We start from the raw sequence: 21,220 nt of genomic DNA on the forward strand, positions 1-21,220 counted from the left end.
ACCGATATAGGAAAGTCGCTGGAGAAATGAGGGGCAACCTACTTGAGGCCAGCCCCCGGCAGCAGCTCGGTGGCGCCCAGGGAGTCGGCGATGAACGCATAGTCCCAGGCCCGTTCCCGCCACTGCACATAGCGCCCGGATGCGCCGCCGTGCCCGCCGTCCATTTCGATCTTCATCACGATGGGCTCGGATCCGGTGGTCTTGTTGCGCAGCTCCTGCACCCACTTGGCGGGTTCCACGTACAGGACGCGGGTGTCATTGAAGGATGTGACCGCCGCGATTTTCGGGTAGGCCACCTCCCGCACGTTCTCGTAGGGGGAGTAGGACTTCATGTACGCGTACGCTGCCGGATCGGTAATGGGGTTGCCCCATTCCTCCCACTCCAGGGCGGACAGCGGCAGGTCGGGATCGAGGATGCTGGTGAGGGGGTCCACGAATGGCACCTGCGCCACGATCGCTGCGTACTTTTCAGGAGCCATGTTGGCCACCGCACCCATCAGCAGTCCGCCCGCGGAGCCGCCGAGGGCGGCGATGCGGGCCGGATCCGCCCACCCGGAGTGTGCCAGCCAGTCCGTGGCGTCAATGAAATCGGTGAAGGTGTTCTTCTTGGTGAGTTTCTTGCCGTCCTCGTACCAGTGCCGGCCCAGCTCGCCGCCGCCCCGGATGTGCGCGATCACGAACACCACGCCCCGGTCCAGCAGCGACAGCCGCGCAATGCCAAACCCGGGATCCATGCTCATCTCGTAGGAGCCGTACCCGTAGACCAGCCCGGCCGCCGTCGAATCCTGCTTTACGGTCTTGTGCCGCAGGACCGAGAGCGGGATGCGGGTGCCGTCCCCGGCCGTGGCCCACTCGCGGGTGGCCACGTAGTCGCTGCCGTCGTAGCCGCCAAGGACGGGGCTTTCCTTGCGCAGCAGCAGTTCCCCGGCGGGCTGTTCGGCGGTGGGCAGCACGAAATCATAGATGCGCGACGGCGTGAAGTAGGACGTGTAGCCCAGGCGGATAACGGGCGCGTCGTAGTCCGAGCCGCCCACGCCCGCCGTGTACAGCTCCTCGTCGAAGGCCGGTTCCACGGGTGCCTGCTGCGCCGGCGTCCCCAGCCCCGCCAGGCCCATCACCTGGACACGTTCGATGGTGTCCTTGCGGATGGACACGATGAGGTGCGTGGCGGTGACGCCGGCGCCGTTGACCCGGACGTCGTCGGAATGCTCGACGACGGTCTGCCAGGACTGCCCGGCCAGGGGCTTTTCCAGCTCGGCGGGGTCCGCCAGGGAGACCATGGAGTTGATGGCGCCGCGGTTGTGCGTGAGGAGGATTTTCTCTGTCTTCTGCCCGTCCGGGCCTTCGAGCAGGAAGGGCTCTGCTTCGTAGAGGACCCGCTCGTTGCGGGAGATCACCGTGGTCAGTGTCTGGGTGGGGTCGTCGAAGCGCAGCAGCCGGGTTTCGCTGTACTCCGAGCACCCGATGCCCAGCACCAGGTGGCGCCGGTCCGCGGAGAGCTCGAAGCCGAGCCACATGGCGGCGTCGTCCTCCTGGTAGATCACCACGTCCTCGGCCACGGGCGTGCCGAGCACGTGCGCCTTCACCTGGTACGGGCGCCAGGAGTCGTCCACCACTGTGTAGAAGATCCGGGTGCCGTCGGGTGAGAACGCAACGCCGTAGAAGATGTTCTCGATGACATCCGGCAGCAGTTCGCCGATGCGCAGGTCCTTGATCCGGAGGGTGAAGCGTTCGTCGCCGGAGTTGTCCACGGCGTAGGCGTAGAGGCTGCCGTCGATGGTTACCGCAGTGCCGCCCACTGAGAAGAACGGTTTGCCCTCGGCCTCCACGTTGCCGTCCAGCAGGACTTCCTCGCCCGGGATTTCGACGCCGGCCTCCACCGCGGGCGGCGTCCAGTCGGCCACCTTGTCGCCGGTGTCCCGGGCCTTGACCCGGCAGTGGATGCCGTATTCCTTGCCTTCTGCGGAACGGCTGAAGTACCACCAGCCGTCCTTGCGGTGCGGGACGGAAAGATCGGTTTCCTGCGTGCGGCCCTTGATCTCCTGGAAGATCGCCTCGCGCAGCGGTTCCTGGTGCGCGGTGACCGCTTCCTGGTACGCATTCTCGGCCCGCAGGTGCGCGATGACCTCGTCGGACTCCTTGTCCCGGAGCCACTCGTAGTTGTCCACGTACGTTTCCCCGTGGTGGGTGCGTTCGGTGGGGATCTTCCTGGCCACCGGGGGTGCCGGGATGGCGGTGTTGGCGGCGTCCTGCAGGGGAGTGGAGGTCATGGATTCAATATATAGACCCGCCCCCACCGCCAGGCAGGCCGTTCGCTGACGGGGGAGAGAAGACGCGGAGGGGGCCAAAGACTCTGGGCCGTGCAGGTTGGTACCGGCAGGCTGGAAGGACAGTTGCAGGCGGGGGCAGGAAGGAGATGCCATGTCACCCGAGTCAGGTCCAGCACCCAGATCCACGGCATGGCGTGCTGTTGCCCGTTGCGTGGGAACCAGCTGCGCGTTGCTGGTCCGCCGGCGGGTCATCCTGCCGAAGGGGCAAGTGGGCAGGATGCTGCGCTTTGCCGACGGAAGCACCGCGCGTGTCTACCGGGAGACCGCCGTCCGCCGGCAACCGCCCCGCGAGCCGTGCGTCCTTGTTGTTTCGTTCAGGCTCCGGCTGGTGCGGGGCAGGGCGCACCGGCTCTTCGAGGCCGAAAGCATCCTGAACACTCCGTTGTTCGTCGGCTTCCCGGGGTTCGTCTCCAAGCTCTGGTGCGCCCATGACACGTTCGGCGCCTACCGCGGCCTTTACGAGTGGGATGGTCCGGAGCAGGCGGAGGATTACGCCGCGGCCCTGTGGCGGGTCCTGGAACTGGTCAGCGTGCCCGGTTCCATCAGCTACAAGGTGCTGCCCGGGCTGCACCGGGATGAAGCGCTGGCGGACCCGGCGCGGATGCCCACCACAGCGGAACCGGACCACTCCTGGTGGCGGCTGCTCAGCCCGGCGTAACGGCGGGTCATGGTGGCAGCGGAAGGTTCGACGGCGGACACGGACGTCCTGGTGGTTGGTGCCGGACCCGCGGGACTCACCACAGCCCTGCAGGCCCATGCACACGGGGCGTCGGTGCGCGTGGTGGACCGGCGGACGGAGCGGTTCCGCCCTTCCCGGGCCATGATGCTGCACGCCCGGGCACTTGAAGGCCTGCGCCCGCTGGGTGTCACGGGTGAACTGCTGGCCAGGGCCGACACGGGGCCGGAGGCGCGCATCCACCTGGGCCGGCGCGTCGTCGAAGCCCGGATGGGCCATGCAGACCTGCCGGACACAGCCTTCCCGCACCTGACCCTGGTGCGGCAGGCCGACGTCGAGGATGTGCTGTGGCGGGAGCTCCAGGCCCGCGGCGTGCCGGTGGACTGGGGTATGGAGTTCCGTGGCTTGGCACCCGAGGACGGGGTAGGCCTCGTCTCCGCCGGCCTGCACAGGGACGGGCGCGGACCCGAGCTGCACCGCAGCCGGTTCCTGGCCGGCTGCGACGGGCAGTCCAGCACGGTCCGCTCCGTCCTGGGTGTCCCGTGGCGTGGTGGGCCTTATCCCGTGGAAGCCGTGCTGGCGGACCTGGAGCTCGACGGCGCCCTGGATCCCGGCGTGCTGCACGCCGCCGTGGGACGTTCCGGGGTGGCGTTCCTGTTCGCACTCGGCGAGGGTGCCGCGTGGCGCCTGCTGGCCCCCCGCCCGGCCGAGCCGTTGCGGGACGCCCGCTTCGGGCAGCCCGGCCCGGCCATACCGCCCACGGAAGTGGCACGGCTGGTCCGGGAATCGGGCCTGGGAGCCACCGTACGGGACGTGCGCTGGTCGGCGAGGATCCCCCTCCAGCACCGCCTGGCCGGCACGTTCGGCGCCGGCCGGATCTTCCTGGCCGGGGACGCCGCGCACGCCCACTCTCCGGCCGGGGGACAGGGCATGAATAACGGAATCCTCGACGCGCTCAACCTCGGCTGGAAGCTTGGTTTCGCCTCGGCCGGCGGTGGCCCCCTTCCCGAACTGCTTGCCAGCTACGGGCAGGAGCGGCGGCTCGCGGCACGGCGGGTGCTTGCCCTGACGCACCTCATCTTCTTCTTCGAAGCCTCGCCGCACCCCGCCGCCCGCCTGGTCCGGGGCCTGCTGCCAGCTGCTGCCCCGCTGCTGCCGGTGCTGCTCCGCCGGCGGCGCCTCACCTCACTCGGGATCAGGCTGCTGGCCCAGCCCTTCGTCCGGTACCGGCACAGCGCGCTGTCACTGGACGGGACGCCTCGGGATGGCAGATGGCCGCGGCCCGGCGACCGCCTGCCGGACGCGCCGGCCAGTGTAGAGGGCCGCCCGGTCCGCCTGCACGAGCTGACCGCGGTGCCCGGGGTCCACCTCTTCCTGGAGCGCGACGCCGGCCCGGACGCCCTGGGTGCTGACCTCACCAAGGCGCTGGCCGCGCCTGCCGGGCCGGGACGAGGCCCGCTGGTCCACGTCCACCGGCTCGCCAGCCATCCCGGCGGGGGCATCGTCGCGGTCCGTCCGGACGGATACGTGGGTTTCCGCTGCGGCGAGATGGACCCGGGCCGGCTGCGCGCCTGGCTGCGGCTGGCAGGTGCGGTCCGGCACTGACCGGCCTCCCGCCGTCGTGAATGCCCTGGCACGTTGGCCCCTGTCAGCGCCCCTAAGGACCAGAAGTGCCAGGGCAACCGGAGGGTAGTTGCGGAGGGGCCGCAGGCGTATCCTGTTCACTTCAAGGCACATCGCCCAGCATGAGAGGGGAAGTTGCATGACCATCCCGCCAGTGCACGAACCTGAGCCGTTCCCGCCCGAACCCGGCCCGGAGCCAACCTCACCGGATCCCACCCAGCCGGGCCCGCCGTCGCCCCATCCGTTCCCTGCGCCGCAGCCGCCTGGGCCGTTGCCCATTCCGGACCCCGGTCCCGCGCCGCTCCGTCCGGACCCCACCAGGGACTGAAGTCCGGGACAGGAAAAACCCTTTGGAAGGGGCCTTTCGCACCTGCAGCCGCAGTGCGGAAGGCCCCTTTTCCGTACGCCCCCGAGGCGCAAAAATCTTCGGAAATCCCTTCCGTAACCCCTTGAAGACCTGCTTCTCCGGTGCTAAAAAATCTATATCAGCCAATACAGATCAGGCTGAGTGGAAAACGATGTTGGACCAACTCTTACGAGGAGGGAAGCCATGTTGATGCGAACCGATCCGTTCCGCGAGCTGGACAGGCTGGCCCAGCAGGTCCTCGGCACGTCTGCACGCCCGGCGGCGATGCCGATGGATGCGTGGCGTGAAGGAAACGACTTTGTGGTCGCCTTCGACCTGCCCGGCGTCGCTGTGGACTCGGTGGACCTGGATGTTGAACGGAACGTGCTGACGGTGCGGGCAGAGCGCCCGGATCCCGCCGGCAAGGACACCGAACTGATCGCCTCCGAGCGGCCCCGCGGCGTCTTCAGCCGCCAGCTGATCCTCGGCGACACGCTGGACACGGAGCACGTGAAGGCCAGCTACGACGCCGGCGTCCTGACGCTGCGGATCCCCGTCGCCGAAAAGGCGAAGCCGCGCAAGATCGAGATTGAAACGAAGGGGGCAAAGCAGGAGATCGCCGCCTAGTTCCAGGAAAGAATCGGGAAGCGGGTAGATCTGTTGACTGCCTTTTTGGGGCGAATCGCCACTCTGTGCACGCCACAGCGCCAGACAGCGCACCGGCAGCTAAGGCCTTAGCTTCCCGACCCGGTGGCCCCCGGCTTCGGCCGGGGGCCATCTTGCGTGCCGGCACAACGTGGCCAGGCGCCTAGGAACCAAGCTCCAGCATCAGGGCCGGCAATTCGTCGGACAGTTCACGGGCCAGGAAGCCGAGCGGCCCCAGCCGGCTGGCCAGGCGGTCCGCCGCCGCGGCATGCAGGTGCGTTCCCCAGCAGGCCGCCTGTGCGCTGCTGGTGCCGCGCGCCCTGATGCCGGAGACGGCCCCGGCCAGGACATCCCCGCTGCCCGAGGTCCCCAGTCCGCCGTAACCGGTGGTGATCTTCCAGAGTTCGGGTTCCTCGGGCGCGTCCCCGGGCGGGCGGGCGATCAGGCCCTGGCAGCTGACCACGGCGTCGTATCGGCGGGCAATCGCGGCCACGTCCGCTTCCAGGTCGTCGGGGTCCCGGCCCAGGAGGATGCCTGCCTCCGTCGGGTTCGGGGTGAGGATCAGGCGGCCGCGCCACGGGTCCAGCTGGTCCTCCAGGCTGGCCAGCGCGCCGAGCGCGTAGGCATCGAGTACGACGGCGGGACCATCCGGGCGGGCACCGGCGGTGTCCTTCCGTTTAGCGTCCTCCCGCTTGAGCAGCGCCTCCAGAAGCTCGGCGGCAAGGTCCTCATCATCCAGCCCGGGGCCCACCAGGAGGGCATCAGCCCTGTCCAGGTAGGACTCGATCCGCTCCAGCTCGGCCGTGACTGAGCCTGCAGGCGTCTCCGGCAGGCCGATCGCCCCGCATTCGGGCAGCGCCACGCCCACCTGGACGGCAACCGACTCGGCCACGGCCAGGGTCAGCTTCCCGGCGCCCGCGCGCAGTGCGGCCACGCCGGCCAGCAGGGCAGCACCGGGTGTGGCGCGGGCACCGCCGACCACCAGCACCGATCCGCGGGAGTACTTGTCCTCACCGGGCGCGGGCAGCGGCCAGTCACGCAGGAGCGACGGCGTCACCAGTGTGGCCGCAGCCGTCTCATTTCGGCTGGACACGGGTGTCTCCGGCATGTTCGGTCACGGTAACGCCGAACTCGGTCAGGTGGTCGGCCACGTTGAAGCTCTCCAGCGTCCAGGGGCCGGCGCCGGACGGGCGGACGAACCGGGTCACCGAGGCGTTGAGGATGGCCTCCCTGGCCGCAAGGTCCAGCAGCTCCTGCTCGCTGAGGCCTTCCAGGACGTACCGGAAGAGCATGATCACGGCATCATGGCACACCAGCATGACCCGCTGGCCCATGCCCAGGCTGTTCAGCTCCGCCAGTACCGACCGCAGCCGCAGGGCGACGTCGGCCCAGGACTCCCCGCCTGGCGGCCGGTAGTAGAACTTGCCCAGCCAGTCCCGCCGCTCGGATTCCCCCGGGTAGCGGTTCTCCACGCCCAGCCGGGTGAGCCGGTCCAGGATGCCGAGTTCACGGTCCCGGAGCCGTTCGTCGGTCCGCACCTTCAGCGGCCAACCGGCAGTGTCCACCGCGATTTCGGCCGTCTGGCGGGCCCGGGCGTACGGGGAGGATACGACGGCGTCCGGCCGAAACTCCTCCGCGATGCGGGCCAGCGACTTGCCCAGTGCCGTGGCCTGTTCCTTGCCCGTGCCGGACAGGTCGACGTCGGCGTCCCGGGCAGGAACCTCGATGACCTCGACCCCGGCCGCGCGCGCCTCGGTGGCCGCCACGTTGCCTTCGCTCTCACCGTGCCGGATCAGGAGCAGCTCCACCGCCCCGGCCGCTTGGACGGCCTCGGTCAGGCCGTCCTCCGTGGAGGACAAGCTGTTCGTCGAATCGCCCGTCAAAAAACCACCCCGTCCGATTGCCGTGCCGAATGCAGGAACACTACCAGCGGCGTACCCAGGAGGCGGGGGAAATAACAGCAGCGGCTACCGCTCGGGCGTCAGCACCTTGGAAAAAACAGTGCCGCCGTTGGCGTTCCGGAGGCTGACGGTGAAGCTGTTGTCCCCTCCCAGCTGGACGTGCCCGAAGAACTGGTTTTCACCGTCGCGGGGGGATTCCCCGGCGAAACGCCCGGCCTTGGAGAACACCACCTCCGGACCGAACGTGCCGTCCATGGCGTTGGGGCCGAAGGAGCCTGCGTTGATGGGCCCGGCGACGAATTCCCAGAACGGGTCGAAGTCGGTGAAGGCGGCCCGCTCGGGGGAGTAGTGGTGGGCGGCGCAGTAGTGGACGTCGGCGGTGAGCCACACCGTGTTTTTCACGCCGTTGCGTTTGAAGGCGCTCAGTACGCCGGCGATTTCCAGTTCGCGGCCCAGCGGGGCACCCGCGTCGCGGTTGGACAGGCTTTCCTGGTTGACCGGGCCGTCCGGCACCACGATGCCCAGCGGGAGGTCGGCGGCGATGACTTTCCAGGTCGCCTTGGACTTCGTCACCTCGCGGATCAGCCAGTCCACCTGCTCTTGGCCCAGGATGTTGGTGGCGTAGGGTTCCTTGCCGTCCGTGTTGGGGGACTTGAACGTGCGCATGTCCAGGCAGAAGACGTCCAGCTGCGGGCCGCGGGAGATCTTCCGGTAGATGCGGGCGGGCTGGTACTGGCCGGCGTCGTCAAACGTTCCCGGGCGCCAGATCGCCGAGCTGTCCGCAATCGGCATGTTTTCCTGCCACGCCTGCCGGCCGCGGGCAGCGAGGGTGTTCACGTCCCGCACGGTGTAGCGGGAGTCGTCAATGATTTGGCCGGGGTACCAGTTGTTGTGGGTTTCGTGGTCGTCCCACTGGGCGATCACCGGCACGTCCGCGAACATGGCGCGCATGTTGGCATCCATGGAGTTGTACCGGTGCCGGCCGCGGAACTCGGTGAGCGTTTCGGCCACCTTGGACACCTCTTCCGTGACCACGTTCCGCCACACCTGGCCGTCCTTCTCCACCACGGATTCGGGGATGGGGCCGTCGGCGTAGACGGTGTCGCCGGAGTGGATGAAGAAGTCCGGGCGGGTCTGGTGCATGGCCCGGTAGCCGCGCATTCCTCCAATCTCCTCGTTGATGCCCCAGCCTTGGCCCGCGGTATCGCCGGTCCACACAAAGCTTTGCGCGGACGACGCCGGGACGTCACCGCCGTTGCTTGTGTCACCGGTGCGGCCCTTGCCGTTGACCGATCCTGCGTCCGGCGCCGTGCGGAAGCTGCCGCGGACCGTTTCGCCGGCAGCACCGGCTTCGTCCTCGAAGCTGATCTCCAGCGCGAAACGGGTATTGGACGGCAGGTTGCCGGCGTGGATCTTGGCGGTGAAGTCGGAGGCCTGGGTTGCCCGGGGCCCGCGAAGCACCCGCTCGAAGGCGCCGCGCCCGCGCAGGACCTCCCCGCCGTCGTCCACTGCCCGCAGCACTGCCGTCATCCGGCCGGCGCCCGAGGCGCGGGACCACAGGACCGCGGACCCGGAGGTGACGTCGCCGGTGGCGATGCCGCTGGGCAGCATGAGCCGGTTGCGGACCAGTGCGACGCCGGTGGACGGGCGTGACGGCGTGCCGGCGTTCGCTGCGGAAGGGGCGGAGGCGAGGGCCGCGGCGAGGATGGAGCCTTTGACGACGGTGCGGCGGGAAACGGAGGAGTTGTTGGTCATGCCCACAGGTTTTCGCCGGCGGACGCACGGACCCTGTCCCGCGGGTGAACTGGGAGTGAGCCGATGCTGAACAGGGGGTGCCCTGCGGCGCGCACCCGTCTACGGGACTGCGAAGTCCGCGATCCTGCCCTCCCGGAGGGCCGCCCCCACCGCGGCGATGCCGCCGTAATCGGGGAACACCACCGACTGCCCCGCCGCCATGCCGGTTCCGGCCGTGGGCAGCGTCATGGTGCCGATCGCGTTAACGTCCAGGTTCCGCAGGCTGTAGGCCAGGATGGCTGCCTGGACCGGGTCGAAGCCCTTGTCCACGGTGAGGCAGCAGGACGCGAAGTCCACCAGCGACCGGACGGAATTCACGTCGGTCAGGGCGCCGCTGCTGGTGAACCGGGCCAGGACGGCGCGGACCATGATGCGCTGGTTCACCACCCGTTGGTAGTCGCCGTCGGTGAAGGCATGGCGCTCGCGGCTGAACTCCAGGGCTGCCTGCCCGTCGAGGTGGTTGACCCCCTGGGTGAAGGCGTGTTCGGTTTCGATCGTGGACTGGAAAGCGAAGGGGACATTGACGTCGATGCCGCCCAGGCCGTCCACCATGGCCTTGAACCCGCCGAAGTCCAGCATCAGGGTGTGGTCGATGGTGATGCCCAGCAGCTGCTGCACCGTGGCGGTCGTGAGGTCGATGCCGCCGTACTCAAGCGCCGCGTTGATCTTGGAGCCGCCGACGCCGGGCACGTCCACCCAGAGGTCCCTCATGATCGAAATGATGTAGAGGGCGTGCCGGTCGGCGGGAACGTGGACCACCATCAACGCATCCGAGCGCTGGTCCGAGGACTCGCCGGTGGCCGCTGTGTGGGCCGCGGCATCGCGTGCGGGAGTGCCGCGAATGTCGCTGCCAATGAGCAGGATGTTCATCGGTGCGGCCGGTAGCTCGGGAATCGGGGCGGGCGGTGGCGGCGGGGGAGGGGCCGGCGGCGTTGTCTCGGACGGCGTGGGCGTGGGCGTCGGTGTTTCGCTGGGTGACGGAGTGGAGGTCTGGGTGGCGGCGGGCTGCGCCTGCTGTCCCGCACGGTTCAGGCTGAAGACCGCGATCCCGGCGGCCGCGACGAGTGCCAGCACCAGCAGGGCGGCGATCCAGCGGCGCCGGCCCAGGGCAACAATCCATGCGGGCCGGTGGGACTGTGGACGCGGGGGACCGGCGTTGCCGGGACCGCCTGGCCCGGATGGATCAGGACCGCCTGGGATGCTCATGACGCCTCCACCTCATTGTGAACAGGTGCGATCAGTGTCCGTCCGGCAACCCTTTGCTGGCTACATACGTATCCAAACTGTCACCTGCCAGCGCCTGGCTGATGTCCCTGATGGCCGCGTAATTCGGCAGGACGATCGATTGGCCGTCCACGGAGGTGCCCACGCCCAGGGTGGGAAGGGTGAACATCTCCATGTCCCCGGCCCGCACGTTGCGCAGTTCCACGGCCAGGCCGGCCAGCGCGGCCGCGTTCAGGCCGCTGTCCACGCTGATGTACGGCGCCATGGAGCTGACCACGTTGTGCACCTTCACCGGGTTGAGGAGGGTCTCGGCGCTCAGGTTCTTCGCGAACAGCGCCTTCACAAACGCCTGCTGGTTCCGCACCCGCTGGTAATCGCCGTCCTTGAAGGCGTAGCGCTCGCGGACGAACTCAAGCGCGTGCCGGCCGTCGAGTACCTTGGGCCCCTGCTTGAAGTTGAAGCCGTCGTGCGCGGAAACGAAGGGCTGCTTGATGTTCACCTCCACCCCGCCGAGGGCGTCGGTGAGGCCAACGAAGCCTTCAAAGTCGATCATGGCCACGTGGTCGATGCGCTGGTTGAAGAGCGATTCCACCGTCTGCACCATCAGGGGAACGCCCCCGTAGGCGAGCGCGGCGTTGATTTTGGCCCGGCCGTTCCCGGGGATGTCCACCCACAGGTCGCGCATGAGGGAGATGGCGAAGATGTTGGAGCGGTCTGCCGGAATGTGGACCAGCATCAGGGTGTCGGCGCGCTGGTTGGAGCTGTTGCCGGATACTGCCTCATCCGCTGTTGCACCGCGGCTGTCGCTGCCCATCACCAGGATGTTCAGGCCGCCGGCTGCTGTCCCGGCGGTTCCGCCTTCTGCCGGTCCGGCCGCCGGCACGTTTTCCGGAGCACCGGGAGCTCCGCCCGGTGCCTGGCCTGCTGGTTCGCCTGCCGGCGCCTGTGAACCTGGCTGCGGGCGGCTGGACTCGGGCGGGAAGGGGTTTTCGATGATCTTGGCCTGGGAATCGAAGGTCTGCCCCAGGTTATAGAGGTATGCCCCGGCCGCGACGGTTACCAGGACCACTATGCCGGCGAGCACCAGCAGGGCGGTCCGCAAGGGGTGCCGGCGGCGCGCTGCCGGTTCTGCGGCGCGGCTGGCGTCGGTGCGGGAAGGGTTCAGCTGGATGCCCATTTCGGAAAATTAGCATCGGCTTCCATTGCCCCACATCGGGGGAATCCACAGAAAACCCGCAGTCTGTGCCGCAGCTGTTCGTGGCACCAGGCAGGCGCCGACGCCGGTCCCCGACAACCGGCCGGACCCTACCTTTAGGCCGGGCCCTACCTTTAGGCCGGACCCTACCTTTAGGGCTGGGCGGCCGGGTCGGGGCTGGCAGCGGCGTTGAGGCGGGCGTGGCGGAGGATGGAGACGATCGCCGGCGCGAGCTGGTCCTCCATCTGCCGGTAGACCTCCGGTGCCCGGCGGTAGGGGTCCACGATGTCGTTATCGGCCGGGTCCGCGGGAAGGGCCAGGTGCCGCACCCCGGCGGCGCGGGCCGGCAAGCCCCGCCAGAACGCCGTATTGGCAGCCAGCCAGCCGCCGTCGTCGGACGCGTTGTCCGCGGCGGTACCGGACGCATCCGTGTCCCGCTGGTCCAGGACGTCGAGCATGCGGGCAAACTCCCGGATGGTGAAGGTCCGCTTAAGCAGGGAAGCATCCAGCTGCAGCACCTCGCCGCGGTGGCCCGAGGTCATGGTGAGCACGAGGTCCACGCCCCGCAGGATCCTGGGGGTGAGCTGGCGGGCGGCGAAGCCCTCGGGGTCACCGCCAAACGTCCGTACGATGTCTGCCGAAATGGGCTGCATCGGCTCACCCACGAGCGCGCGGGTGCCGGCGCTGGACACCTCGAAGCCGCCCGGCACCACCTGGTTAAGTCCTGCCTGCAGCAGCCGTTCGGCCACGGGGGACCGGCAGATGTTGCCGGTGCAGACTGTCAGGATTCTTACTGGTGCGGATGTGTCCACGGGGATTGTCTCTTTCCAGCCGGTGCCCCGGGCCGTCCGGCCCGTGCTTTTCAACTTAACACGCATCCCTCCCACCTTCGCGGTGGAAGGTGGGAGAGACTGCGTGGTGGACAGGTCAGAGCCCTGCGAGCAGCTGCTTCATCTCGGTGATTTCCGCCTGCTGGGCCTCGACGATCGCATGGCCGAGCTGGAGCGCGTCAGGGAACTTCCCGGCGCTGATTTCCTGCTGGGCCATGTCGATGGCGCCTTCATGGTGGCCGATCATCTGCTCCAGGAACAGTCGCGCCGCCTCTGTGCCGGTGGCGGCCTTGAGCTTGTCGATTCCGGCGTCGTCCACCATGCCGGACATGCCGTGGCCGGAGTGGTCGCTCATTGCAGTCGGCACGTTCCAGCCCTCGAGCCAGCCGGTCATCTGCCCGATCTCCGGGGCCTGGGCGTCCTTGATCTTCGTGGCCAGGGCGGTGATCTCGGCGGGCATGTCCGGCTTGGCCAGGATGATGCCGCTCATCTCCACCGCCTGGGCGTGGTGCGGGATCATCATCTGGGCAAACATGATGTCGGCCTGGTTGTGGTCCGCGCTGGCACTGGGCGCCATGCTGGGCATCGTGCTGGACATGGGCCCCGAGCTGCCGTGGTCCATGGGCATGGGGCTTGCAGTGGAACCGGCGGCGCACCCGGCCAGGCCGAGCGAGGCGGCCAGGGCAGCGGCAATGGACATGGTCTTGATGGTGTTCATGGTGGTCCTTCAGGGATAGAAGAGGGGACTGGGCCTGTGGGGGCGCAGCCCGCTTTATGTCCGGCTGATGGACAGCTCACAGGGTGTGGGGCTGGGCGGCGAGTATGAGTAGGAGGCCGCGCGGCTGCCGCGGCCGGGCTGGGCCGGAACCGCGGCAGGGGCTGCCTGCGGAGGATAGAGGGTGACCGAGCCGTTCGGCGCAGACGGGATGCAGGGGGCTCCCGATTCCTGCAGGCCGGGGCAGGTGCCGCCGCACGCGGAGGGCGCAGGGTCCGGGGTGTCCACGCGGGGCGCGGCCTGCCCATGGCCAGGGTGGCCCGCGGCAGGAGGTGCGACGGCGGTGTCCCCGGCCATGTGCCCCGGCGAAGTCGTGGCATGATCCACCACGGCCGCAACCGGCCCGGCGGAAGCGGCCGCATGCGAGGAGTGGCCGGATGTCAGGACGTGCATCCCCAGGATTCCGGCGATGAGCGCCAAGATGCCCGCAAGCAGCCAGGCAGCGCGGAGCAGGGACGCCAGGTTGCGTGGTGGTGTGCTCATGGCGGTCCCTCCTTCCGTGGCAGTGCCGGGCGGCGGCGGTCTTGTTTTAACGTACCTCGGACGGGTTCAGCTTCAGGCGCCGCAGGAGTTGGGCGTTCAAAGCCACCACGATGGTGGACGCGGACATCAGGACCGCCCCGGCGGCGGGCGAGAGAACCACACCGGCGAAGGCCAGGACACCCGCGGCCAGCGGCACGGACAGGATGTTGTAGCCGGTGGCCCACACCAGGTTCTGCCACATCTTCCGGTAGCTTGCCCGGGACAGGTCCACCATGGACAGCACGGCGCGCGGATCGTTGCCGGCCAGCACCACGCCGGCGGATTCCATGGCCACATCCGTCCCGGCGCCGATGGCGATGCCCACCTCGGCGCGGGCCAGCGCGGGGGAATCGTTGACGCCGTCGCCCACCATGGCCACCTTCAGGCCCCGGCCCTGCAGCTCTGCCACCTTCTTGTCCTTGTCCGCGGGCAGCACCTCGGCGAACACCTCGTCGATGCCCAGGTCGGCGGCCACGGCCTGCGCCACCTGGTGCGCGTCGCCGGTCACCATGGCCACCTTCACTCTGCGGCTCTGCAGCGCCGCAACCGCCTGCCGGGACTCCGGCCGCACCGAATCCTCCAGGCTGACGGCACCCAGGACGCGGCCGCCGTCGAGCACGTGCAGCACGGCTGCCCCGCGGTCCATCCATGCGCGGGTGGAGGCGGCCACTTCCGCAGGTTCGACGGCGCCGAGCTCGCGAAGGAGAGCCGGCCCGCCCACGTGCAGCGCGCGTCCGTCCACGCTGGCCTGGACTCCACGCCCGGTCAGCGAGGTGAAGCCGGCGGCTGCGGGCACGGCCAGGTTTCGGCCGCGGGCGGCCCGGACGATGGCCCGTGCCACGGGGTGCTCGCTGTCCGATTCGACGGCGGCGGCCAGTGCCAGCAGCGTGTCCGGGTTCCCGCCCTCGGCCACGGCAACGTCCATGAGCTCGGGCTCGCCGGTGGTCAGCGTGCCGGTCTTGTCGAACAGGACGACGTCGATGGTGCGCATCCGCTCCAGGGCCATCCGGTTCTTGATCAGTACGCCGGCGCGGGCGGCCTGCTCGGTGGAGATGGCGATGACCAGCGGAATGGCCAGGCCCAGGGCATGCGGGCACGCGATCACCAGCACCGTGACTGTGCGGGTGACGGCCTCCGGGATACTGCCCATCAGTGTCCAGGCGATGAACGTCAGGACACCGGCACCGGCGGCGAAGTAGAACAGGAACGCCGCGGCACGGTCCGCCAGGGCCTGGGCGCGGGAGGAGGACTCCTGCGCTTCGGCCACCAGCCGCTGGATACCGGCCAGGGCGGTGTCGTCGCCCACGGCCGTGACCCGCACCCGGACGCTGCTGTCCGTCGCCACGGTTCCGGCCACGACAGGGTCGCCAGGGCCGCGTGGAACGGTTTTGGACTCACCGGTGATCATGGATTCATCGAACTCCGCCTGCCCCTGCGCCACGGTGCCGTCCGCCGGCATCCTGGCGCCCGAGCGGACCAGGACCAGGTCGCCTGCGCTGAGTTCTGCAACGGGCACGGTTTCGGTTCCGCTGTCCGTGATGCGTTCGGCCTCGTCGGGCAGCAGCGCGGCCAGCGCATCCAGTGCACCCTGCGCCGAGCCGAGGGCACGCATTTCGATCCAGTGGCCCAGCAGCATGATGGCCACCAGGAGCGCGAGTTCCCACCAGAAGTCCAGGTCGAAACCGCCAATCCCCAGGCTGGTGGCCCAGGACGCGGCAAAGGCCACCGTGATGGCCATGCCGATCAGCAGCATCATTCCCGGCCTGCGGTCCTTGAGTTCCTGCAGGCCGCCCTTCAGGAACGGCTGGCCGCCGTGGAGGAAAATTACGGTGCCCAGGACGGGCGGTATCCAAGCTGCACCCGGGAAGTCCGGTGCCATGTAGCCGAGGATGTGCCCCACCATGGGGCTGAAGTAGACCACCGGGACGGAGAGGGCCAGCGTCAGCCAGAACCTGTTCTTGAACATGGCGGCGCTGTGCCCGGCATGCTGGCCATGGGTATGGACGGTGTGGTCGTCGTCTGCATGGTGGGCATGCTGCGAAGGCCCGCCGTGCTGGGCGTGTGCGTGCTGCGCATGTAATGGGGCGGACGCCGGCGGTTCGGTCAGTGTTTGGCTGTCGGTGTGTTCGTGGTCAGGCATGCCGTGCTGGTGCATGCCGTGCTGGTCCTGCATGGTTCCTCCTTGGAGGGGCAGTGGCTGCCCTGTAATCCGGGCGGATGTCGATTGGACGCGCACTCCGGCGCGGGACGCGGGTCAGGCCAGGGCGTAGCCCGCGGCGGTGACGGCTTCGCGGACTGCGGCATCAGGAGCTGAACCCTCCACCGTGAGGCGTGAAAGGCCGCCCGGCACCAGTCCCACGGACGCTGACGTGACGCCGGCCAGGGCGGAGACTGCAGCTTCCACGGTCCGGACGCAATGCCCGCAGGTCATGCCCTCGACGGCGAAGTAGCGCTGGGCGGAGGTTTCGGCGTCGGAGGGTGTGGCGGCAGACGCAGGCGCCTGGCCGGTGCCGGAGTGGTGGCCGGTGCCGGAGTGGTGGCCGGTGCTGGAGTGGTCGGCGGCAGCGGCAGGGCCGCAGCAGCTGCAGCCGGAGGACGCGAGGGGAAGCTGGGGCCGGTTTCCGATGTTCATGTCAGTTCCATTCCTTGTGGAGGATTAATGGGTGCTGGGGTTGAACGGCTGTGAAGGCGGTGCGGGGCACCAGCCGGGACATACCACTTCACTGACAACACCGCCAATATACCCCCCAGGGGTATCCTGGTCAAGGACTCCAAGCAACGTAGCCATCCTGCCGCTTGGGGCTTCCGGCCCTATCTTCCCCGTCCGAACGAGGCCATACTGGAAAGAGCGAGCACAGCGCCGGCCCGCTGGGGGCCGGTCGATGCACGGGAGGTGGACCTGTGGCCGAGCTGAGCGATCTGTACACCTATTCAAGTGCCCTGGGTGGCGACGAATCCGATGCCGGGACGTTCCGGATCGAGTTGGACGCGCGGAAAGTCCACTGGTCGGACGGAATGTTCCGCCTCCACGGCTACCAGCGCGGCGAGGTTGTCCCCACCGTTGAGCTTGTGTTCGCGCACAAGCACCCGGAGGACCGGTCCAAGTGCGAAGAGATCGTGGCGCAGGTGGCGCAGACCGGCGGTTTCTTCTGCATGTACCACCGGATCGTGGACGCCAGGGGGCGCACCCGGCGGGTCCTCACCTCCGGCGAGGCCGTCCTGGATACAGCAGGACAGGTGTCCGTCCTGGAGGGCGTGACGGTGGACCTCACCCGGACCCTGCAGCGCGAAACCGAACAAACCGCCCGGGACGCGGTGGCCGGTGCAACGTCCACCAGGACCGTCATCGACCAGGCCCGGGGCATCCTCATGGGCCAGCTGAAACTGGGCTCGGACGACGCCTTCCAGCTGCTGGTGAGCACGAGCAGCCACCGCAACGTCAAACTGGTGGTGGTGGCGGCGGAACTGGTGCAGCTGGCCAACTCCGCCGAGGCGCGCAGGTATCTGGACCGGGCCGTGCGGGCCATCCAGCTGCACGGGCAAGCGGCGGGCGTGGGAGGCCACCGAGCGGGCTAGTGGTGCGCTACCCAACAGGCCAGGATGGTGGTGGCCAGCTGGTAGGCAAGGGCGTTGCGCGTGATGTCTTCGGGTCCCACGGTTGCCGGCAGGCCCGACGCGTCCACCTGCAGCACAAAGCTGTCTTTCTGGAAAACCGCTGACCCGGCTGCTGTCTCGAAGGCAGGAAAGCCCAGGTTGGCCAGTCCTTCAATGGGTTGTGCATCGGAGGCGAGGGCCTTCCTGGCGTCGAAGTATGTCCGGGCGGTGGCGTGGTCCTGCGCCTCCTGCACGGAGATCTCCAGTGCCCCCTCAACCAGGTGATAAGTGCAGGTGAAGGTATTGTCCGCCCAGTTGCTGACCGTGTGCGGCTTTTGGTGCAGGTCCAGGATGGCGGTGAGCCGGTCCATCGGCTGGTCGCCGCACACCATCCTGGCGGCTTCACTGGGGCCGCCGGTACTTGCTTTAGGAGATGGGTCCCCGGCGTCGTGGTGGTGGGCGAAGGTCCCCTCTCCCGTCCTGGCGGCAGTTGCAGCAGTCTGCGCCGGAGCGGACGGGACGGGGGAACCAGCGGCGGCTGCGCAGCCGGAAAGCAGCAGGGACAGTGCCAGGGACGCCAGCAGGGCAACGGGGTGCTTCATGGCTCATCCGTCCTGGCCGTCCCGCGGGCGGGGCGGCCGGTTTGTCAGGTTTAGGTCAGGCTTTGAGTTTGGCGAAAATCACGTAGTTGTCGTCGAAAAGGCCCGTGGCAGGGTCGTAGCCGTCGCAGGTGATGAGCCGCAATTCGGACCCGGCCGTATTGCCGTAAACCTCCACGGTGGGGAAATTGTCCTTGCCGTATAGGGCGCCCCGTTCCACCACGAAGACGGGCGTACTTCCGTCGGCACGGGCAACGGTGACCTCGGTGCCGGGGGCCAGCTTGCGGAGGTCGGCGAAGATTCCCTTGTGGCCGCCGAGGGCGTTGACGTGTCCCAGCACCACGGCCGGGCCTCGCTCGCCGGGAGTCGGTGAACCGTTGTACCAGCCTGCCGGGGCCCCGTCGCCCGTGTCCTCCGGGACCTCAAGCGAGCCATTGGCGCGCAGACCCAGGCTCAGCAGTTCCGTTCGCAGGCCAATCGCCGGGATGTCCAGCCTCGCCGGTTCGGACCGGGACAGGACGGGAGGTTCGACGGCGGCCGGGGCAGCGGGTGCCGGCTGGATGGCAGGAGCGGGAGCAGTGGAAGTTGGCGGGGCGGGGGAAGGCTGGGAGTCGGAAGGTGCGGTGGAAGCCGTCGGTTCAGGGGAACCCGCAGGCGACCGGTCGGCGTCGGAGGTTCCTGCTGCGGAGCCGCAGCCGGTGAGGGCGAGCAGGAGCAGAAGGCCGGCGGCCGCGGGGGCGCCAAGGCCCCCGCGGCCGCCGGAATTCAGGGAGATCACAGTGCCGGTCCTGCCAGGGGTGCCTAGGCCGCGGAACCGGAGCCGCGGCGGCGGACGATGTAGGCCCCGCCTGCAGCTGCTGCCAGAACCAGGCCGCCGCCCACAGCGAGGGTACCGGCGTCGGTGCCGCCGGTCTGCTGCGCGACGCCCGTATCTGCCCCGCCGGCAGGCATCTTCATCTGGCCTGCCTTGAGCGTTCCGCACAGGGCAGGGGAGGTGGCGGCGAGTGGGAGGCTCGGAACGAGATCGGACTTGGCGGCCTGTCCCGCTGCGCTAAGGGTGGCAGGATCCAGCCCATGGACGACGACCACAGCGGTGCCGGCCTCGAGGGCGGCCTTGGTCTCGGCGTTAAGTTCAAAGGTGCGGTCAACGGTGTAGCTGGCTCCCTGGCCGGCCAGCTTGAGGTCCAGGCCGGCAGCGGGACTGGTGTCGCCGCTGGTGGAGAGGGTGGTCACGATCCCGCCATAACTGGGCGCGCCCTCGGTGGTGGAAACCACTCCGTCACCGTCCTTGTCCGCCGACGGTGCGGGACAGGCGCCCTGGGCTCCGCCGTGGATGTGCTGGACGTGCGGGTAGGGGGCGTTGTTGAAGGTGGAAGCCAAGCCGGAGACCTTCAGGACGGCGTGCGCCTGGTTGCCGGTGACATCTACGGTGACAGTGCCCGAGGCCGAGCTGCCGTTGATCTGGGAAAGGGTGGACTGGTATGTGTGGTCGGCTGCGGAGGCGGGACCGCCTGAGAGGGCCAGGGCGCCCAAGGCGAGGGTGGGAACTGCGAGGAAACGAAGTGTCTTGTTCATCGGAAAGCATTCTCCTCATGCAAGTGACGTTGTTGTCCCGGATGAGGGACATTAATGATTCGGTGCCACCAATGCAGCCGGATGGGTATTTTTGTGAACTGCCCCACAAAATTTGTAAAGACCCCCGGGGAAACGTGTTTGGGATGGGGCGGCGCCGCCCGTAAAATAGACGAAGGTGCGCCGGGAAGTCTGGTCGGCATGGCTTTGCTGAACCCGGATTTAAGGACACCTTCATGAACTCCACGCCGCCACCTCCCGGCCGGAACAAGTTTCTGGGCTCCACGGTTTTCTCGCGCGGCAGCTACGCCGAGGCACTGCGGATCGGGGAGATCCTCCGCAAGGAAACCGTGGGCGGCGCCCTCCTGGTTATCGCTGCGGTCGCCGCCCTCATCTGGGCCAACTCCCCGGCGTCGGACAGCTACTTTGCCCTCCGTGACTTCAAAGCGGGCTATGAGCCCTGGCACCTGGAACTGAGCCTCGGGGCCTGGGCAGCCGACGGGCTGCTGGCGATCTTCTTCTTCCTGGTGGGCCTGGAACTGAAACGCGAGTTCGTGGCCGGCGACCTGCGGCAGATCAGCAAGTCGATCGTGCCGGTGGCGGCCGCGGTGGGAGGCGTGGCAGTCCCGGCGGTGATCTACGCCGTCGTCAATGTCGCCAGCCCGGAGACGCTCCGTGGCTGGGCCATTCCCACCGCAACGGACATCGCCTTCGCTGTGGCGGTCCTGGCAATCATCGGATCCCACCTGCCCAGCGCGCTGCGGATCTTCCTGCTGACGCTGGCTGTGGTGGATGACCTCATTGCCATCACCATCATCGCGTTCTTCTACTCCACCGACATCCAGGTCACCCCGCTGCTCCTGGCGCTGATCCCGCTCGCCATCTATGCCTTCCTGGCGCAGAAGTACCGCCGCTTCTTCGGCCGGCACGTCGCGGCCGCGTGGCTGATCCTGCTGCCGCTGGGCGCCGTGACCTGGGCTCTGGTCCATGCGTCCGGCATCCACGCCACCGTGGCCGGTGTACTTTTGGGCTTCGCCGTTCCCGTGATCCGGTCGCAGGCATCCGGCGGACCGGAAGCCGGTCCCGGCCTGGCCGAGATCTTCGAGCACCGGTTCCGGCCCATTTCCGCGGGCGTGGCGGTGCCCATCTTCGCGTTCTTCTCCGCCGGGGTGGCCGTGGGCGGGTGGGAAGGCCTGGGCTCGGCCCTGGCGGACCCCGTGGCGCTGGGCATCATCCTGGGCCTGGTCCTGGGCAAGCCGATCGGCATCATGGGCACCACGTGGGTCCTGACCAAAGCCACCAGGGCCAGCCTGGACAGCTCCTTCAAGTGGATCGACGTGTTCGGTGTCGCGCTGCTGGCGGGCATCGGGTTCACGGTGTCGCTGCTGGTGGCAGAGCTCAGCTTCGGCCACGGCAGCCTGCACGACGACCATGCCAAGGTGGGGATCCTGGCCGCATCACTGATCGCCGCGGTGCTGGCGACAGCGGTATTGCGGACCCGGAACCGGCAGTACCGGCTGGCCGAAGAGCTGGAAAAGGTCGACGCCGACCAGGACGGCATCCCGGACGTCTACCAGGGCCGCGCCTAAGCTTC

The 21,220-nt window shown here is 68.6% G+C and carries 19 protein-coding genes; 5 read left to right on the forward strand and 14 right to left on the reverse strand.

Features of this window, described 5'->3' with window-relative positions; translation table 11 throughout:
- Positions 1–38 precede the first annotated feature (38 nt).
- Positions 39–2,270 (reverse strand): S9 family peptidase, encoded by a 2,232-nt coding sequence (locus AC3IMC_RS14385; RefSeq protein ID WP_490919209.1) that lies wholly within the window; start codon positions 2,268–2,270, stop codon positions 39–41.
- A gap of 151 nt (positions 2,271–2,421) precedes the next feature.
- Between AC3IMC_RS14385 and AC3IMC_RS14390 the strand changes: the two genes are divergently transcribed.
- The 3 genes from AC3IMC_RS14390 (at position 2,422) to AC3IMC_RS14400 (ending at position 5,602) form a co-directional block, all read left to right on the forward strand.
- On the forward strand, positions 2,422–2,988 hold the full coding sequence (locus tag AC3IMC_RS14390; protein ID WP_490919210.1) for a hypothetical protein: 567 nt from the start codon (positions 2,422–2,424) through the stop codon (positions 2,986–2,988).
- A 9-nt stretch (positions 2,989–2,997) separates the two neighbouring features.
- The gene (locus AC3IMC_RS14395; RefSeq protein WP_490919211.1) at positions 2,998–4,611 is read left to right on the forward strand and encodes an FAD-dependent monooxygenase; all 1,614 of its coding nucleotides are present in this window, start codon (positions 2,998–3,000) and stop codon (positions 4,609–4,611) included.
- A 568-nt stretch (positions 4,612–5,179) separates the two neighbouring features.
- The gene (locus AC3IMC_RS14400; protein WP_490919212.1) at positions 5,180–5,602 is read left to right on the forward strand and encodes an Hsp20/alpha crystallin family protein; all 423 of its coding nucleotides are present in this window, start codon (positions 5,180–5,182) and stop codon (positions 5,600–5,602) included.
- 181 nt (positions 5,603–5,783) lie between these two features.
- On the opposite strand, the gene AC3IMC_RS14405 is transcribed toward AC3IMC_RS14400, so the two are convergent.
- From AC3IMC_RS14405 to AC3IMC_RS14450, 10 genes are all read right to left on the reverse strand, one after another.
- Entirely contained in the window at positions 5,784–6,728 is a 945-nt protein-coding gene (locus tag AC3IMC_RS14405; RefSeq protein WP_490919213.1) for an NAD(P)H-hydrate dehydratase, read from the reverse strand.
- Positions 6,697–7,479: a histidine phosphatase family protein gene (locus tag AC3IMC_RS14410; protein WP_490919214.1), complete on the reverse strand. Its 783-nt coding sequence runs from the start codon at positions 7,477–7,479 to the stop codon at positions 6,697–6,699. The genes AC3IMC_RS14405 and AC3IMC_RS14410 overlap by 32 nt, the downstream gene beginning before the upstream one ends.
- Before the next feature lie 108 nt (positions 7,480–7,587).
- Positions 7,588–9,276: an alkaline phosphatase D family protein gene (locus AC3IMC_RS14415; RefSeq protein ID WP_490919215.1), complete on the reverse strand. Its 1,689-nt coding sequence runs from the start codon at positions 9,274–9,276 to the stop codon at positions 7,588–7,590.
- A gap of 99 nt (positions 9,277–9,375) precedes the next feature.
- Positions 9,376–10,521 (reverse strand): LCP family protein, encoded by a 1,146-nt coding sequence (locus tag AC3IMC_RS14420; RefSeq protein ID WP_490919216.1) that lies wholly within the window; start codon positions 10,519–10,521, stop codon positions 9,376–9,378.
- A 31-nt stretch (positions 10,522–10,552) separates the two neighbouring features.
- The gene (locus AC3IMC_RS14425; RefSeq protein WP_490919217.1) at positions 10,553–11,716 is read right to left on the reverse strand and encodes an LCP family protein; all 1,164 of its coding nucleotides are present in this window, start codon (positions 11,714–11,716) and stop codon (positions 10,553–10,555) included.
- 170 nt (positions 11,717–11,886) lie between these two features.
- Entirely contained in the window at positions 11,887–12,546 is a 660-nt protein-coding gene (locus tag AC3IMC_RS14430) for an arsenate reductase/protein-tyrosine-phosphatase family protein (protein WP_490919218.1), read from the reverse strand.
- Positions 12,547–12,661: 115 nt separating this feature from the next.
- Positions 12,662–13,282 (reverse strand): DUF305 domain-containing protein, encoded by a 621-nt coding sequence (locus AC3IMC_RS14435; RefSeq protein WP_490919219.1) that lies wholly within the window; start codon positions 13,280–13,282, stop codon positions 12,662–12,664.
- A 54-nt stretch (positions 13,283–13,336) separates the two neighbouring features.
- Positions 13,337–13,822 carry a hypothetical protein gene (locus AC3IMC_RS14440; protein ID WP_490919220.1) on the reverse strand — a complete coding sequence of 162 codons (486 nt, stop codon included), beginning with the start codon at positions 13,820–13,822 and terminating at the stop codon, positions 13,337–13,339.
- Positions 13,823–13,868: 46 nt separating this feature from the next.
- Positions 13,869–16,034 (reverse strand): copper-translocating P-type ATPase, encoded by a 2,166-nt coding sequence (locus AC3IMC_RS14445; protein WP_490919221.1) that lies wholly within the window; start codon positions 16,032–16,034, stop codon positions 13,869–13,871.
- Between the two features lie 81 nt (positions 16,035–16,115).
- On the reverse strand, positions 16,116–16,493 hold the full coding sequence (locus AC3IMC_RS14450) for a heavy-metal-associated domain-containing protein (RefSeq protein ID WP_490919222.1): 378 nt from the start codon (positions 16,491–16,493) through the stop codon (positions 16,116–16,118).
- Positions 16,494–16,762: 269 nt separating this feature from the next.
- On the opposite strand from AC3IMC_RS14450, the gene AC3IMC_RS14455 reads away from it, so the two are divergent.
- Positions 16,763–17,437, forward strand: a complete 675-nt coding sequence (locus tag AC3IMC_RS14455; protein WP_490919223.1) for a PAS and ANTAR domain-containing protein — start codon at positions 16,763–16,765, stop codon at positions 17,435–17,437.
- Here AC3IMC_RS14455 and AC3IMC_RS14460 read toward each other — a convergent pair.
- From AC3IMC_RS14460 to AC3IMC_RS14470, 3 genes are read right to left on the reverse strand one after another with little or no spacing between them, the layout of a single operon-like run.
- Positions 17,434–18,057, reverse strand: a complete 624-nt coding sequence (locus AC3IMC_RS14460) for a hypothetical protein (RefSeq protein WP_490919224.1) — start codon at positions 18,055–18,057, stop codon at positions 17,434–17,436. The genes AC3IMC_RS14455 and AC3IMC_RS14460 overlap by 4 nt on opposite strands.
- A gap of 55 nt (positions 18,058–18,112) precedes the next feature.
- Entirely contained in the window at positions 18,113–18,832 is a 720-nt protein-coding gene (locus AC3IMC_RS14465) for a sortase domain-containing protein (RefSeq protein WP_490919225.1), read from the reverse strand.
- Positions 18,833–18,855: 23 nt separating this feature from the next.
- On the reverse strand, positions 18,856–19,629 hold the full coding sequence (locus tag AC3IMC_RS14470) for a hypothetical protein (RefSeq protein ID WP_490919227.1): 774 nt from the start codon (positions 19,627–19,629) through the stop codon (positions 18,856–18,858).
- A gap of 233 nt (positions 19,630–19,862) precedes the next feature.
- Between AC3IMC_RS14470 and nhaA the strand changes: the two genes are divergently transcribed.
- Positions 19,863–21,215 (forward strand): Na+/H+ antiporter NhaA, encoded by a 1,353-nt coding sequence (gene nhaA, locus AC3IMC_RS14475; RefSeq protein WP_490919228.1) that lies wholly within the window; start codon positions 19,863–19,865, stop codon positions 21,213–21,215.
- Positions 21,216–21,220: the final 5 nt, after the last annotated feature.

Source organism: Arthrobacter sp. E70 (assembly GCF_058266945.1).